This window comes from Fulvivirga sedimenti (genome assembly GCF_020328055.1).
The window spans coordinates 244,961-260,865 of record NZ_JAIXNE010000007.1; the positions used below are offsets into that span (position 1 = coordinate 244,961).

The window sequence follows — 15,905 nt, forward strand, 5'->3', positions numbered from 1 at the left end:
GCGATAAAATTGACGATCATTACATTTACTTCAGAACAAAGCAGAATCAGGTAATATGACCAGCTTCCTTCATCCAGAAAGCGAATTTCTTCGCAAGATCATCGGGATCATTGAGGAGAATATTTCCAATGAGGAGTTTGGTGTTTCTGAATTGGCGGAAAAGACCAATATGAGCCGTTCAAATCTGCTGCGAAAGGTAAAGAAGCTTTCCGGTTTGTCGGTGAGTGTATTTATCCGCCAGGTGCGATTGTACAATGCACGGGAGATGCTGAAGGATGATTCGGTCACTGTCTCAGAAATTGCCTATCGCGTTGGTTTCAACAGCACTTCCTACTTTACCAAGTGCTTCAGGGAGGAATTCGGGTATACACCCGGAGAGGGAAAGAAAGTTGTTGAAGAGAAATTTGATAAGCCCGCTAAACGTGAAAATTCAGTACGAAAGATGGGGATTGTCGCCGCCTTCATTTTAGTTGCTGTAATAGCCGTAATCTACATTTATAAGTTTACAGACCGAGGAGAACCTAAGGTTTCATATCCTGAAAAGACCATTGCTGTACTACCTTTTAAAAACGACAGCAGTGATAGTACGAACATATATTTTGTGAATGGACTGATGGAAGCCATTCTTGACAATCTCCAGAAAATTGAGGATATGGAGGTGACCAGTCGTACAAGCGTTGAAAAATATCGCGGACAGACCAGGACGATTCCTGAATTGTCAAAAGAGCTTGATGTGAACTATTTTGTGGAAGGGAGCGGCCAGAAAATTGGGAACCGGATTCTGCTTACCATCCAGCTTATCGACGCGCGAAAAGACAAACATATCTGGTCGAAGCGGTATGAGCGTGAATTGGAGGATATTTTTAGCCTCCAGGCTGAGGTGGCCAGAAATATTGCATTTGAAATAGAAGCTGTCATCACTCCGGTTGAGGAGCAGCGTCTTGAAAAAATACCAACCGATAATATGGTTGCTTACGATTATTATTTAAAAGGGCTTGAATATACCAAAGCAGAGACCAGCGAAGGCCTGGAAAAAGCCCTTAAAAATTTCAGATTGGCCATCGAGGGAGATGGAAGATTCGCCCAGGCGTATGCATACGTGGCCATCTGTTATTACTACATGGATATCTTTCAGGCTGATAAACAATATGGTCTTGAGATCAATGAAAATGCCGACAAGGCCTTGCTTTATGATTCCGAGGCCCCGGAAAGTCTGATTGCGAAAGCCCTGTTCTATATGCAGGATGAGCAATTTGAACTGGCTGTTGAGTATTTTGAAAAAGTATTGGAGATTAGTCCGAATTCAGGCTGGGTACATAATTTCTTGTCGGACATTTACGCCTCTTATATACCAAATACCGAAGAATATATGTCGCATGCGATTCAGGGAATCCGGGCCGCGATTGGGGAACAGGATTCGGCAACGGCAAGCATCACATATCTGCATCTCAGCAATGCGCTGGCACAGACCGGCTTTCTGAAAGAGGCTAAAACATACGTAAAAAAGTCACTTGATTATAATCCGGATAACAGCTATGCGGTTTATCTGTCCATCTACATAGACCTTGGTGAGACACTGGATTATGAAGCGGGCAAAAAGGCATTATTGGCGTTGCTCGATGAATATCCTGACCGAGTGGATATCCTGCAGGAAGCAGGGAAGTTATATTACTTTACAAAAGATTATGAAGAATCCTGGAAGTACTATGCGAGGTTTATAGCCCTTAGAGAACGTTACAATCTTGACATATATCAGCCCGAGGACTTAAAAATAGGTTTTGTCCTGGAGAATCTTGGAAGAAAGGATGAAGCCCAAAAGTATTATGACAGCTTCCTGGAATTTGCCAGGAATGACGACTCGATCTACAGGAATTTGAGCATGGGTGCCTACTATGCTGTGACGGGCGACGTGGAGCAGGGAATGGCTAACATGAAAAAGATGACCGACGAGGAGAATTATATCTACTGGCTGGTATTGTTCCTTGATGATGATCCCATTTTATCCATGCTTTCAGGTCATCCGGATTATCAAAGTACCGTTGAGTCCATCAAATCCAATTTCTGGCAGGAACATGATAAAATGCGGAAAAAATTGGAAGCTGAAGGTGTAATTTAATTCAGTCGCCCAACCAATGAAGCGTTGATTGAGAAGATCTGCATTGAGTAGTCCATTCCCTCAATAAGATTTGAAATCCCCCTGGTATAAGCTGCTCTTGCCAGCATGGCGATATTCCTTGAAATCCCATATTCCAGGCCGAGTCCGACAGAACCACTCAGCACATATGCATTGGCAGGAGAGCTGTCTTCGATCGTTGTGAGCTCCTGTTGGAGGGCAAACTGGTTAATTAGGCCGGCTTCGGCAAACGGTTTTAAACGAGATGCAAGGAGGTAAAATCTCAGGCCAACAGGAATTTCAAGGAATGAGAGGGAAATTGGCTCCGGCTGGGGAGGTACAATGAAGTCACACACCTCACAATAAAAAGTGCCCGTGAAATCTCGGTTTGAATAAGTAAGACCCGTAAATGCGTAAATCTTATTTTTTAGCGAATAATCCATGGTTATCCCGATAGAAAAATTTGTTTTGTTGAAATCGGGATTATACCCGGTATAACTTCCGGTCGGAATGCGCTTACTCCCTCCAACATTCTGATCCCAGCCAAAAACAGTACCAATGCGTACAGATTTACCGGTTTCCTGTCCGAATGAATATGTGAAAATCAGGATTGTAACAAGGAGAGTTAGGATTGAATATTTCATACTCCCATGACAGGCAAAGTATTCAAATGGTTGGAAACGGGTAAGAGTTCTCTAAATGTTTTGAACGGTTTTTATCCCTCAGTTCTGGTCGTTAAATTCACGATTCGCTGAGCTCAAAAACATCTGTAATGAAAATATTCTATACGCTTATCCTTTGTTTAGTACCACTACTTGGATTTACTCAAAGTAACCGATCCTCGCTGACCATTGACCAGATCATGCAGGGCGAAGATTTTGTTGGATATCTGCCGGAACGGATACGCTGGTCGGACGACAGCAAATTTATACTATTCAGCTGGAATCCCGATAACGACACACTCCGGTCGACCTACAAGGCTGATATAGCATCCGGAAACATCACAAAATTAACATTTGACGAGGTTCGGTATGAGCCGGGAAATGGGGATTATACCCGTGATTTTCAATGGAAAGTTTATCAGAATTCCGGTGATCTTTTCATTTCCGGCATTACAGATAAAAAGACCATCCGAATTACAAATACTAATACTGCCGAATATTCCCCTGAATTTTCGGGGGATGAGCGGTCAGTTCTTTTCAGACAAGGGGATAATTTCTTTAAGTGGTCGCGAAACGAAGGCACGGTTACTCAGTTGACTGATTTCCGTTCTGGCACAAAGCGTGAAGAAAAGAAATCGGAGCAGGATACCTGGCTTGAAGAAGACCAGTTGCAACTGTTTGATGTACTTGAGAAGCGCAAGAATCAGTCCGACGCCCGCACTTTTCGCAATGAACAATCCCGGTTTGATCGTCCAGAGACGATCTATACAGGTCGTAAACAGCTTCGGGGGATGGCTATGTCTCCAGACCTGCGTTATGTTATGTACAGGCTGTCGGTTCCGGCAGAAGGGAAGAGAACGGTGGTTCCCGATTTCGTAACACAGTCGGGGTACACGAATGACCTGAATGCACGGGAAAAAGTTGGTGGTGATCAGGATACGTATGAATCATGGATACTGGATCTTCAGACCGATTCGACCTATCAAATCAGTACGGATAGCCTCCGGGGAATCTATGACAAGCCGTCGTATCTGAAAGAATATGCATCATCTGATAGTTCATATAGTGATAAATATAATACTGCTCGCCAGGTAGTTATTGGACTTCCTGTTTTTTCTGATGATGGAAAAGCGGTTGTAAACATCACTTCTGAGGATAACAAGGATCGGTGGATCGCACTTGTTGATATGCCTACCGGTAATTTGACAATAATTGACCACCAGCATGATGAGGCATGGATTGGGGGTCCGCAAATTGGCTGGTTTGCCAACGGCACAATAGAATGGATTGATAATGAAACGATTTGGTTCAAGTCTGAAAAGACAGGATACGCACATGTTTATTCTGCAAATGTGAATACCGGGGAGATCATTGCTTTAACCAGCGGTAAATTTGAGGTATTGGAAGCGCAGCTGTCAAGGGATAAGAAGACTTTCTACATGATAACGAATGAGGTGAGTCCGCATGAACATCATTTTTACCATATGTCATCCAAAGGGGGCAAAAGAAAGCAGATTACCTCGCTTAAAGGTGGTCATGAGGTTACGGTTTCGCCGGACGAAAAGTATCTGGCGGTTCGTTATTCGTATTCCAACAAGCCCTGGGAACTTTATGTGATGCCGAATAAAGCCGGGGGTAAAATGACACAGCTCACCAGGTCGACGACCGACAGCTTTGCAGGGTATGACTGGCAGGATCCGGAAATCATTCGTTTTACGGCAAGGGACGGTGTTGATGTGCCTGCAACGCTGTATAAACCGGCAGCGGACAAGAAAAATGGAGCTGCCGTTATTTTTGTTCACGGCGCTGGTTATTTACAGAATGTTCACTATTGGTGGCCTTCTTATTATCGCGAATATATGTTTCATAATTATCTCACCGATAACGGTTACACTGTATTGGCCATTGACTTCAGGGCAAGTGCGGGCTATGGAAGGGATTGGCGTACGGCCATTTACCGGCACATGGGAGGGAAGGACCTTGAAGATCAGGTTGATGGCGCAAAATACCTGGTGGAAGAATTAGGAATTGATCCTGGGCGTATTGGGCTGTACGGCGGCTCGTATGGTGGATTTATTACGTTGATGGCGATGTTCAAGAATCCGGAAACCTTTAAAGCGGGCGCAGCACTGCGATCGGTGACCGACTGGGCCCATTATAATCACGGATACACCTCGAATATTCTCAATACACCTGTACAGGACAGCATCGCCTATGCCCGGAGCTCACCCATTTATTTTGCTGATGGGTTGGAAGGCAACCTGTTAATGTTGCATGGCATGGTGGATACCAATGTGCATTTCCAGGATATTATTCGTCTCTCGCAACGATTGATCGAATTGAAAAAGGAGAACTGGGAACTCGCTGTTTTCCCCATGGAAGGCCATGGGTTCGTGGAGCCTTCCAGCTGGTCTGATGAATACAGGAGGATTTATAAGTTGTTTGAGGAAACGATAGGAGCAGATAATAGGTAATAGGCTGTAGGGAATAGGGAATAGGGAATAGGGAATAGGGAATAGGGAGTAGGGAATAGGGAATAGGGAATAGGTTCTATCGGCGTTGTAGACAGAGAAATTCCGGAATAGCGGAAACATCATGGACTATTTGCTTGTTTTCTATACAAAGACAAAATTCAATTATGACCCAGGAAGAAGTTGATAAAGCGATAAGTGAAATTCCGGTTGGTTCGAAGCTGCAACTGATCAAGAGCAACGGTGATATCATAGAAGTGGTGCTCGCCAGTCATGATACAAGTGCATCTGAAAAACAGGAGTATGGAAGTGTGGTAGTCCCGGCATTGCCCTCGGCATTAATCGTACAAGGGGGAAGGTGGGGTACATACCGACTTGAAATACAGGACATTATAAAGATCGCAAGAATTGGATAACGGCCTCCGATTACTTTGAGCCAAGGGCATTTTTCCGATCCTTACCCAGCGATATCCGGTATTCATCCGGAGTTCCTTCAATTTTAATGTTGACAAACCGGGTTCGTTTATTTTCATCCCGGTATTCAATCTCATCCACCTGACCGCTGTTATCCTGGTCTTTTTTTCCAAACAGCTTTTGGAAGCCTGCCTGTGTAACGACCTTTATCGGAATCCGCAGATAATATTCCATAGTAAGGTCGGTATTCTGTTGTCCTGAAATTTCAAAATATCCCAGTGTCGAATTGATATTCATCGACGGTATCGATAGCTGCCCATCCTTCAGATCAATGGTGTTACGCAGTGTGTCGAAGCGCACATGGTCGAGATTTTTATCGACAAAGTAATCTGAGAGCCCATCGAAGGCAGAATAATTATTCAGGCTTCCGTTGTGGACAGCAAGGTCCATATGAATTTCAGAATCATCAATAATGGGAACCATATCGGCATGCATATGCACCTTTCCTGATATTTTTCCAGAAAGCTTTCCGTGCAGGTTTTCCGATACAAGGTGGTCCTGACCAAAATTTTCGAATTTAAACAGCAACTGATCCAGGTCGATATTGCTGGCAGAAACTTCCGGGCTAAAATAGATGGAGGAAGGGTCTGATCCGTTAAAATAGCCCTTCAGGCCAATTTCTCCACCGGCGGTTTTCATGGCAAGTGTATCAATGAACACAAAATGGTTTTTTTGCATCTTTCCATCCAGGTTGAAATCCGTAAAACGCAGACGGTGGTAATTCATCTGATCGATATTAAATTCAAATGATAGATTGGAAAATGGCAATTCAAAAATATTGAAGCCCGCCTCGTGATCTTCCGGTTTCATTTCCTTACCGGCTGGCGGTGGGTTCCATGCAAAAAGCTGGTCAAAATCCAGCCGTTTGCTGCTCAGTGAAAACTCATGGGGAATCGAATCTGACAGGAAATTATAGGTGAGGTTTGCCGTGAAATCAGAATTTCCAAGACGGCCCCTGACATTGGTTGCTTCAAGACGGGTGCTGTCAATGACAAACCTGCCTGCAAATTGCTCAAAACGCATATTGTGCACTTTCATGCCTGCGTCCAGACGGTCGATTGTAATATCTGAACGCAGCAGTTTTTCCTTGAATTCAAGTGCGGCAGTACCATGCAGTTTCAGGTCACGAAACTCCTCATGGCGATAATCTTCCGGCACATAATTCTCACCGCGATAGGAGAAGAGATCATCCAGTTGCAGCAGATCCGAATCAAGGGTGAAGTCAAGCACGGTCTCGCCTTCGGGCTTATCCATAAACCAGAGATCATAGTGTTGCAGGGTTCCGTTAAAATGAAAGTCACTTTCATCGATCATACCGGTAAAATCAATAACCTTAAAATCTTTCGGATTGATGAGCACGTCGGCGTGAAAATCATGAAGTTTATGCGGGTAATGAGTGAACCGGGCATTCAGTTGTTCAATGAAAAATTCTCCGACCGGGAGAAATTCTGATTCGGTTATAGCACGCGCGCTGCTGTTCAGTTTCAAACGTAGTGAAAGGTCCTTAATCTGCTCTTCCATTCCCGTTGAGTCGGTTGCCTGGGTAATCTTTTCAAGATCTAGGAGAGTTGACTTAATATCCAATACTGCTTCGACAGGAATATCCGTATGGTGCAAAATGGCCGGGAGATCGGAAACTACTGCTTTTACGGATAGATCTGAATTGCCTACTTTCAAATCAAACTGGTCGATCTCGGCCCGATGACCATCCATGATGGCATGGATATTCACATCCCGAACAGGAAGTGAATAGGCCGTACTGTTGAAGTTTAAATTTCTGACTTTCAGTTCGGTAAAATAGGACTCATTAAGTTTTTCTATGCTTTTTTCAGGCTGACTGATATCGATAATATCATGAAAATTCATTTGCAGGGAAATACTGCCCGTAACATCCTGCAGGTTATTGATATCCAGGAAGTCGGCAAGGAAGTCAAGGTCGAAATTACATGTGACCTGCATATCGATCTCCGGTGAATCAAAATTCGTAACAACTACATTTCCTTTGAATTCACCAGTCTCAGGCCTTGCTGAAAAGTCCTGGATTGAAAGCTTCATTGTTGATGGGTCACGCTTTTCACCGTTGGTAAAGTGACCCCTGAAGAACAGGTCATTAACTTCTTTGCCGGCATTGGTATTCTGAACAAAAGCCTCCTCGCACCCGAAGTCGACATTGATAAAGGGTGAGTGACCATTGATGGAAGGTCCCTTCACACTTGCGTTGAAATAAATCCTCCCGCCGTTATCATACCTGTTGAATAATGGAACCAACTCGGGTGGCGTAAAGGCCAGGAACAGATCAAAATTTGGTTTGTTTCCATCGAAACGAAGATCCAGAAACATATCATTATCGACATCTACAGAACCTTCCATTAAGAACAGCGCTTTTTCAATGAGTACACTGGACTTGCTGATCTTCAGTAAGCTGCTTTCATAGTGATAGGAAAGCCTGGTCTGAAGTTCCACATGTTTATCATGTAGAATGGAGGTGTCATTAGCAAGGATCAGATTGAAGAGAAACTTGCTGCTTAAGGAGATGTCAAGAGAATCACCTGTTGTTCGGAAACCGGACTTGGCACTTTCAATAAAAGCCTCCACAAGGATTCCATTTTCCTCATTGAATTTGAGCAGATCGATATTCTTCAGTTCTACAGTATTGAGGGACAAATGAACATCTTCACTATCATCGGTTGATCCGTCGGGTTCGGGTGAGAGGGCATTTACAATATTGAATGAACCATCGATATGCTGAACAAGACTGATAAATCCCTGGTCAAAGGTTAATTTCCGAATTTCCGTCTCACGGCTAAGGATGTCGGAAATGCTGAATCCAACGTATACGTCGGCGACTTCGAGCAAAATTTCACTGCCCGCTTCCTTGGTCTCAAAAATCCGGACATCTTCCAGGTCGACTGAGATATAGGGAAACTGCCGGAATGGTGAGATATGACTTCCGGAAATTTCGATTCGTCCGTGGAAGTCGTGGTTTAGTTGTTCCACCAGCTGGGAAACAAACTTATCCTGCTGGAAATAGAGCACACCGGTCACACCGGAAAGGATGACTGAAAATACAGTCAGCAGGATTCCCAGTGTACGAAGCAGTCGCTTAGCAGGTATAGGTAACATAGCGTTCATAAATACGCATTTTTACCCGTATGAAACCGGCCATGTAAGTGATTGAGTGAAATTGATTGGGTTTGATGCGGTTTTCTGAATTACCTGTTTCCAACTTCCCGGTTTTTGGGGCTATCCGGAAGTTTCGTCAATTGCTGGCAAGGTACAATTGAACCAGTAAAATTGTATCTAAATACGCATGTGCGAGAACAAGGATCCAAAGCCTTTTCTTGAGCCAGATGTAGCATATGCCCATGGCCAGGCCCATGAATCCGGTCTGCACCATTCCCATGGGGCCCCATTGGTAATGTATGAGTCCGAATATAACAGCACTCAGTATTACAGCTATGATCGTGGCTGATTTTGATTTTTTGCCGATTTCGGAAATCCTGTTAATCAGGAATGCCCTGTAAATTACCTCTTCTCCGAATGAAGAGGATAGGTAAACTCCTGCCAGCGTTACAAGGAGCATCGGGAAATTGTCTTTCAGGTAATTATATCCGGTAAAATTGGCTGCTTCCGGGATGCCGGTGATATTGGCCATAATAACGCTGCCCAACAGAAAGCCGGCGGCGCCTAAAAGGGCTACAAGCAGGGATAGCATGATTATCTTTAGTCCCTGTTTCCATGATACCGGTTTAAACGTAAGGCCAAAATCCTTCCAGCTTTCCCCGCGAAGTTTAAGACCTGCCCAGATGTAGAGTATCATCAACACATTGGCCATTCCCACTACCAATGCTACCGACAGGGGATCGTCTCCGGCGAGTGGCCCCATTGTATTCAATATAGCGAAAGCGATTGCGAACAGAAGTAATATTTCTGTTAATTGAACGAATGGATTTGTTCGTAAAAGTTTGCCCAATTCACTCCGGGGAACCTGGTTATCTGGTGTATTCATGACAATAACTTTAAGTTATTTGGGGCCATCCTTGCACTCATGAATAAGGTACTATGGTCTTATTTACCCTCCATAGTAAGTTACGTATTTAATCACATAGTTGTTTAACTTAAAAGCCCAGTGGGGAATGGGTGTATCAGACCATTCGTATTATAACATCTCATGGATTGATTGAAACACATTTTTCCTTAATGAACTGATCGATCAGCACATATGTCTTTATATAGTTGATGGAAAAACGTTCCGCTGTGGTCATTTCACAATTAAAGGTCATTTCATTTCCTTCTGAAATGGAGTGAAAGTCTGCCGCCGGAACTACAGAAGGGTCGCAGGAGCTCGGTTTGGAATAATCCTTCAGTGGATCCTGCACAATCAGTGTAATCTCCTGCCGTAATTTTTCCAAGAGTTTCAGATCATCAATTTCATCTGCCAGTTCAATCTGTGGTACAAATTCCAGGTCACGGCCAATGTCCTGTCCACTCCGGTATATCCTGGTTGAATCGATGGTAAAGTCATTGGTATAGAATGAATGAATCGTAGCGATTTTCACAAAGTTTTCATCTTCAGCAAAATTCATTTGCTGATATGTATCCAGTGGATCTCCGTTCTCATGAATAAAAACGCCGATTGAACGCTCGAGTTTATCATACCAAATCTCATGAAGTTGATATTCATACGCCTCCAGATTCTTTCCTTCCGGGTTATTTCTCGGATTACAACGGGCGTACATGATGGCTGATTTGGCTAAATAATGAAATCCGCTCCTCTCTCTGAGGAAGGGAAGCTTGTATTCACTTTCAAGTTCCCATTTTCCCTGATACCGGTAACAGGCATAGTCGCAATCGTCCGGCAACTCCCTTAAACCTTTATATGGATTGATGTAATTCGATTCGAAGCTCCATGTAAGCATATCGAATTTTGAATTAACAGCCGATTGGCTGGTTTCATTCTTTTTAATCCCGGAAAACAGGTACTGAAACGCAAACGCAAGCAGGGTGCTTATCGCAATAATTGAAATTATTATCAGTCCCCATCTTGGTTTTGTACGTGATTGTTTAAAATCTTCAACCTTCTTTTCAAGATCGATTATGGATAGGATTCTATCAGCATTTTGATTCGCCCGTTGATACTCCCCTTCAGTGGCTTTGTCATTGATTAACCTGGAAAATTGGGCGTCACTATATCCCAGCTCCCGGCTGATGACAGAATTCGGTGCTTTGTCAAATTTTTTATGGTCTTTGTCAAAGTGCCCGTACAGTTTTTCCAACTTGCTGATTAACTCCTGATTAAGCTCCTTCATATTATCATTCCAGCAAAAAATGGTGTTTTGAAAACGTTAAAATTCGATAAAATTCAATAAAACACGATATAATTCAATAAAACTAAATTTCCAAAAATTTAAAATTATATACTTGGTTGGTTGAAATAAGTATGATTTCTCTCATGCTCCGTACTTATTCGATGTATCTCTCTCTAACCATGTTACTTATGAAAAGAATAAAACTCCTCTTTTTTCTTCTACTGTTCCTGAACAGCATTGTGGTCTTCGGCCAGCAGTCAATTAGCGGGAAAGTTGTTGACAACAACAATGCGGCATTACCAGGTGTCACTGTTCTGGAAGTGGGTACAACAAACGGTACAGTTACTGATGTGAATGGTAACTATACTCTTACTCTCACAAAATCGAATGCTTCGGTTTCCTTTAATTATTTAGGCTTTGTCGGAGTAACCATGGAGGTGGGTAACAAAACTGAAATTAACGTCACGATGGAAGAGGACATTACCCAGCTAAGTGAGGTAGTGGTTACAGCCCTCGGCTTTGAGGCCAACAATGATCGTCTGGCCTATGCCAATTCGGTGGTTTCAGAGGACGCCATAGTTAAGTCAGGGGAATCCACGATCATAAACTCACTTCAGGGTAAAGCCTCAGGTGTGAGGATATCCAGGAACTCCGGTGATCCGGGTGCAGGAGCCTACATTCAGATCAGGGGAATTTCTACCATTGACAGGGATGCTCAGCCATTGATCGTCGTGGATGGTATTCCTTTGAGTAACGATTCACGCGGAGCACAGGAAACCTATGCCGCCCAATCACGATTAAATGACATAAATCCGAATGACATTGAAAGTGTGAACGTGCTGAAGGGAGCTTCAGCCGCCGCGTTATGGGGTACACGCGCGCTGGGTGGAGTGATATATATTAAAACCAAGAGTGGAAATTATAACCAGAAATTACAGGTAAAGTATCGCGCTTCCTATTCCATTGATCAGATCAACAGAAGGTATCCTATGCAAAGTTCATTCGGACAGGGTGACAACGGTGTGTATAATGCACGCGCCAGAGATTCATGGGGAGATAAGATTGCCGACAGGTCAGGAGGACCGGATGAGTTTGATACCTCCGGCCAATTTTACATTGATCAGGATGGGAACACCTATTATCCCATCATTTCAAAGAATTCACGTGAAACGTATAATGATCAGAATTTTGACAAGATTTTCCAGAACGGACACTTTCTTGAGAATAACATCAGCGTTAATGGCGGTAACGCGCAAAGTACGTTTTTTGCCAGCTTCAGTGATTTCAACCAGGAAGGGATTGTCAGAAATAATTCCGACTACCGCAGGACCACTGCGCGGGTAAATGTCACGCACAATTTGACCGACAAAATACAGATTAAGTCCAACACCACATACGGAAAGACAGTTTCAAACAGGATTCGACGTGGAGCTTCCTCTTCCGGACTTATGCTGGGATTACTCAGGAATGCACCTGATTTCGATATAACAGGATACCGGGGTGACTATTATGCTTCGGGGACGTCTGCTCCCGTTCCGAACAGACAACGCTCTTACAGGGAGCCTCTCGGAGCTGATGGTACACCAACATACAACAACCCTTTGTGGGCCATCAATGAACAGGAGAATATAGTGGATGTCAACCGTTTTGTGACATCCCTGGAACTAACCATTTCTCCCACATCATGGCTTGACCTGATAGGACGCGTGGGAGTTGATACGTATACTGAATCAACACAAAATTTTGTAACGCCCGGTTCTGCTTCAACAGATTTGATTACCGGATTATTCGAGCGAAATCTTGCGAGAAACACCATTTTTAACATGGACTACATTGCCAAGGCATCTACCAAGTTCAATGATAATTTTAGCGGTTCTTTTTTGCTTGGATTTAATTATAACAATCGTGAATTACTGACTGAAGGCGCAGAAATTACGAATTTTCTCGTTTTCACAGATGTGGCGAGCGGTTTGAGAGACATCGATAACGCGCTGCCTGAAAACAGGGATGTTACAAGTACCTTTGGAGAGGAACGCACAGTTGGTATTTACTCTTCGGCTGACTTTTCTGCTTATGACATGTTTTATTTAAACGGAACGCTGCGTGCAGAATATGCGTCTACCTTTGGAGATAATTCAGACAAGCCCTTCTTCTTTCCATCCGTTTCGCTGGCATGGCAGTTCTCACAGCTTGAGGCATTGAAAAACAATCGGGTATTTTCGTTTGGTAAATTTCGCGTGTCCTATGGAGAAGTGGGAGTTCAGCCACGGAGGTACAATACTACAAATACATTTATTTCACCAACATTCAGTGATAACCTTGGAGGCCAGTTAGACGGAGGCTTGTTTGGAAACGGCGCTTTCATCCCATCTTCCAGACGCGGAAGTGCCTCATTAAAGCCAGAACGAAAGAAGGAGTTTGAGGCAGGTGTGGATTTAAGATTTCTGGAAAATAAACTATCTCTGAGTGCAACGGCATTCTGGAACCGGACTGAGGATATTTTGCTTGATTTTCCAATTGCCAATTCGAGAGGTGTGACCGCCCTGTATACGAATGGTGCTGAAATGGAAAATAAAGGATTGGAAATTGATCTTAATTACAAAGTCCTGAATACCAAAGACTGGAAATGGGACATTGGGGTGATCTATTCTGATGTAAAGAATAAGGTAACGAAACTTGATTCAACACTCAACATTGACCTCGGTGGATTGGCATCAGCCAGTGCCAGGGCCCTGGAAGGATATCCGTTAGGAGTATTGGTAGGCGGAAGAATATTACGCGATGATCAGGGCAATATTGTCTATGATCAAAATGGTTTTCCGGAACAGGATTTAACAAACGGCGTAATTGCAGACCCTAACCCTGATTGGCAGGGGTCGGTTTACAGTACCATATCCTACAAAAACTTCTCATTGTCGGTGCTGTTCGAAACTCTCCAGGGTGCTGATATCTATGCAGGAACCAAGGCAGTTATGCTTGATTTGGGCACATGGGGCCCATCGGCGAGGGAAACAACAGCCTCACAAAATCTCCTGGATTTTAACGGAAACCTAATTCCTGCCGGAACGACATTCAGGGGATCTGTAGAGAACTTCGGTGCGGGTCCCGTAGCAGCGACTGAAGCCTGGTACAATGCTGATGGTGGATTCTTTGGAGGCGGTAACGATGAGCTATTCGTTGAGGACGGTTCGTGGACCCGCCTGAGGGAGATATCACTTTCATACACCGCCCGACCGGATTGGCTGACAAAAATTGGAATCACCAATGCTCAATTATCCTTTACGGGCCGAAACCTCATCTTGTGGACGGAATTTGAAGGCAATGATCCTGATACGAACCTCCAGGGTGTGAGTGTTGCACGCGGAATTGATTATTTCAATAATCCCGGTACCAAATCCTATGTTTTCACACTTGAGCTTACCTTTTAATTAGTAAAATGAAATTGACCATGAAAAAGATACTATTCATTTTCGGACTTTTGTGCATTCTGACTTCATGTGCCGATCTGGTAGATGACCTGAATCAGGATCCAAATAACCCTACCACAGCTCCATACTCACTCATTCTTACGGGTGCTGAGCTTGGGAATGTCGTTTTACAAACAGGGGAAGCGACGCGTAAAGCGGGAATATTTGCCGGACAGTATACAGGCTTAGACCGGAATCATTTGCTTTATACCACGTATAATGTTTCAGCGAGTAACTTCAATGCAGAATGGAATAATGTATATGTGGATGCGGTTATAAATACACGCGTTGCGGAACAGACTGCCATCGAAGCAGGAATTGAGGGCGTAACGATAGGTATATTACAGACAGTAAGAGCGATGGCATTTGGTACAGCAACCTCTTTTTGGGGTGACATTCCTTTTGATGAAGCAGGCATACCCGAAATTGAAAGTCCGGCATTTGAAAGCCAGGAAACGGTGTACAATAAAATTCAGTCGCTACTGGATGAGGCTATTGTGAATCTTGCATCGGGAACCGGTGTTCCGGCACTTGGATCTGACATCCACTTTGACGGAGACCCTGCCGCGTGGACAGAAGTAGCCTATTCACTTAAGGCACGATATTACCTGCAGGCAAAAGATTATGCCGCCGCATATGCCGCAGCGCAGAATGGAATTTCACGGCCGGCAAACAGCTTACTTTCTCCTCATGGAACTTCTGCCTCCGATGCGAATCTCACATATCAGTTCTTTGAAATCGCTGTGAGAGGTGCAGACCTTGTGACTTCCGACTTTATGGCCAGTCTGGTTGATTCCGACGGGGTAAGGAGTCCGGACTTTACGAATTACCGGGGTAATGCGAAAACGGATGAAACAGCCCGGTATGATTATCTCTTTCGGGTAAACGGAACAGGCATTCAGCCAAATACGGTAAATGGTCTTGGTGCGGCGGATGAGCCGGGAGCAATGATTACCTACCAGGAGAATTTATTGATCCTTGCTGAAGCAGGTTTCAGAACCGCTGGTTTTAGTACCGGCCTGAACCATCTGAATGAATTCCGGGCATATATGGCGTCCGGAGGTTATATGAGGAATCCAAACACAGCGGACCTCAGATACGATGCTTATGAATCAAATGATTTTGAGAGTGGCAATATTGAAAATCCTGATGGAATCTCACCTGAGGATGCGCTTCTGAGAGAAATCCTGGAAGAGCGGTACGTAACACTTTTCGGGACGCTGGAAAGCTTCAGCGATACCAGAAGGACATACACAGAATCAACTGTGAGAGTGCCGGTGCAGCCTAATTCAGGTTCGGAATTACCACAGCGTCTTCTGTATCCACAATCAGAAATCGATCGGAACCCCAGAACGCCCAGTCCGATCCCGGGATTCTTTGAGCCTACCCCAGTGAATCAGTAATAATGA

General features: G+C 44.0%; 9 protein-coding genes. 5 read left to right on the forward strand and 4 right to left on the reverse strand.

Going from position 1 to position 15,905, the window contains the following annotated elements:
* The first annotated feature begins 55 nt into the window (after positions 1-55).
* Positions 56-2,116, forward strand: a complete 2,061-nt coding sequence (locus LDX50_RS28885; protein ID WP_225699782.1) for a helix-turn-helix domain-containing protein — start codon at positions 56-58, stop codon at positions 2,114-2,116.
* Here LDX50_RS28885 and LDX50_RS28890 read toward each other — a convergent pair.
* Positions 2,113-2,757, reverse strand: a complete 645-nt coding sequence (locus LDX50_RS28890; protein WP_225699783.1) for an outer membrane beta-barrel protein — start codon at positions 2,755-2,757, stop codon at positions 2,113-2,115. The genes LDX50_RS28885 and LDX50_RS28890 overlap by 4 nt on opposite strands.
* 128 nt (positions 2,758-2,885) lie before the next feature.
* Between LDX50_RS28890 and LDX50_RS28895 the strand changes: the two genes are divergently transcribed.
* On the forward strand, positions 2,886-5,249 hold the full coding sequence (locus LDX50_RS28895) for a S9 family peptidase (protein ID WP_225699784.1): 2,364 nt from the start codon (positions 2,886-2,888) through the stop codon (positions 5,247-5,249).
* Between the two features lie 164 nt (positions 5,250-5,413).
* Complete coding sequence (locus tag LDX50_RS28900) at positions 5,414-5,662, forward strand: hypothetical protein (protein WP_225699785.1); 249 nt, start codon at positions 5,414-5,416, stop codon at positions 5,660-5,662.
* A 10-nt stretch (positions 5,663-5,672) separates the two neighbouring features.
* Here LDX50_RS28900 and LDX50_RS28905 read toward each other — a convergent pair whose 3' ends face one another.
* From LDX50_RS28905 to LDX50_RS28915, 3 genes are all read right to left on the reverse strand, one after another.
* Positions 5,673-8,852 carry an AsmA family protein gene (locus LDX50_RS28905; RefSeq protein WP_225699786.1) on the reverse strand — a complete coding sequence of 1,060 codons (3,180 nt, stop codon included), beginning with the start codon at positions 8,850-8,852 and terminating at the stop codon, positions 5,673-5,675.
* Positions 8,853-8,979: 127 nt separating this feature from the next.
* Positions 8,980-9,729 carry a CPBP family intramembrane glutamic endopeptidase gene (locus tag LDX50_RS28910; protein WP_225699787.1) on the reverse strand — a complete coding sequence of 250 codons (750 nt, stop codon included), beginning with the start codon at positions 9,727-9,729 and terminating at the stop codon, positions 8,980-8,982.
* Between the two features lie 160 nt (positions 9,730-9,889).
* Positions 9,890-11,029 carry a hypothetical protein gene (locus tag LDX50_RS28915; RefSeq protein WP_225699788.1) on the reverse strand — a complete coding sequence of 380 codons (1,140 nt, stop codon included), beginning with the start codon at positions 11,027-11,029 and terminating at the stop codon, positions 9,890-9,892.
* A 188-nt stretch (positions 11,030-11,217) separates the two neighbouring features.
* On the opposite strand from LDX50_RS28915, the gene LDX50_RS28920 reads away from it, so the two are divergent.
* Entirely contained in the window at positions 11,218-14,457 is a 3,240-nt protein-coding gene (locus LDX50_RS28920) for a SusC/RagA family TonB-linked outer membrane protein (protein WP_225699789.1), read from the forward strand.
* A gap of 20 nt (positions 14,458-14,477) precedes the next feature.
* Positions 14,478-15,899 carry a SusD/RagB family nutrient-binding outer membrane lipoprotein gene (locus LDX50_RS28925; protein ID WP_225699790.1) on the forward strand — a complete coding sequence of 474 codons (1,422 nt, stop codon included), beginning with the start codon at positions 14,478-14,480 and terminating at the stop codon, positions 15,897-15,899.
* Positions 15,900-15,905: the final 6 nt, after the last annotated feature.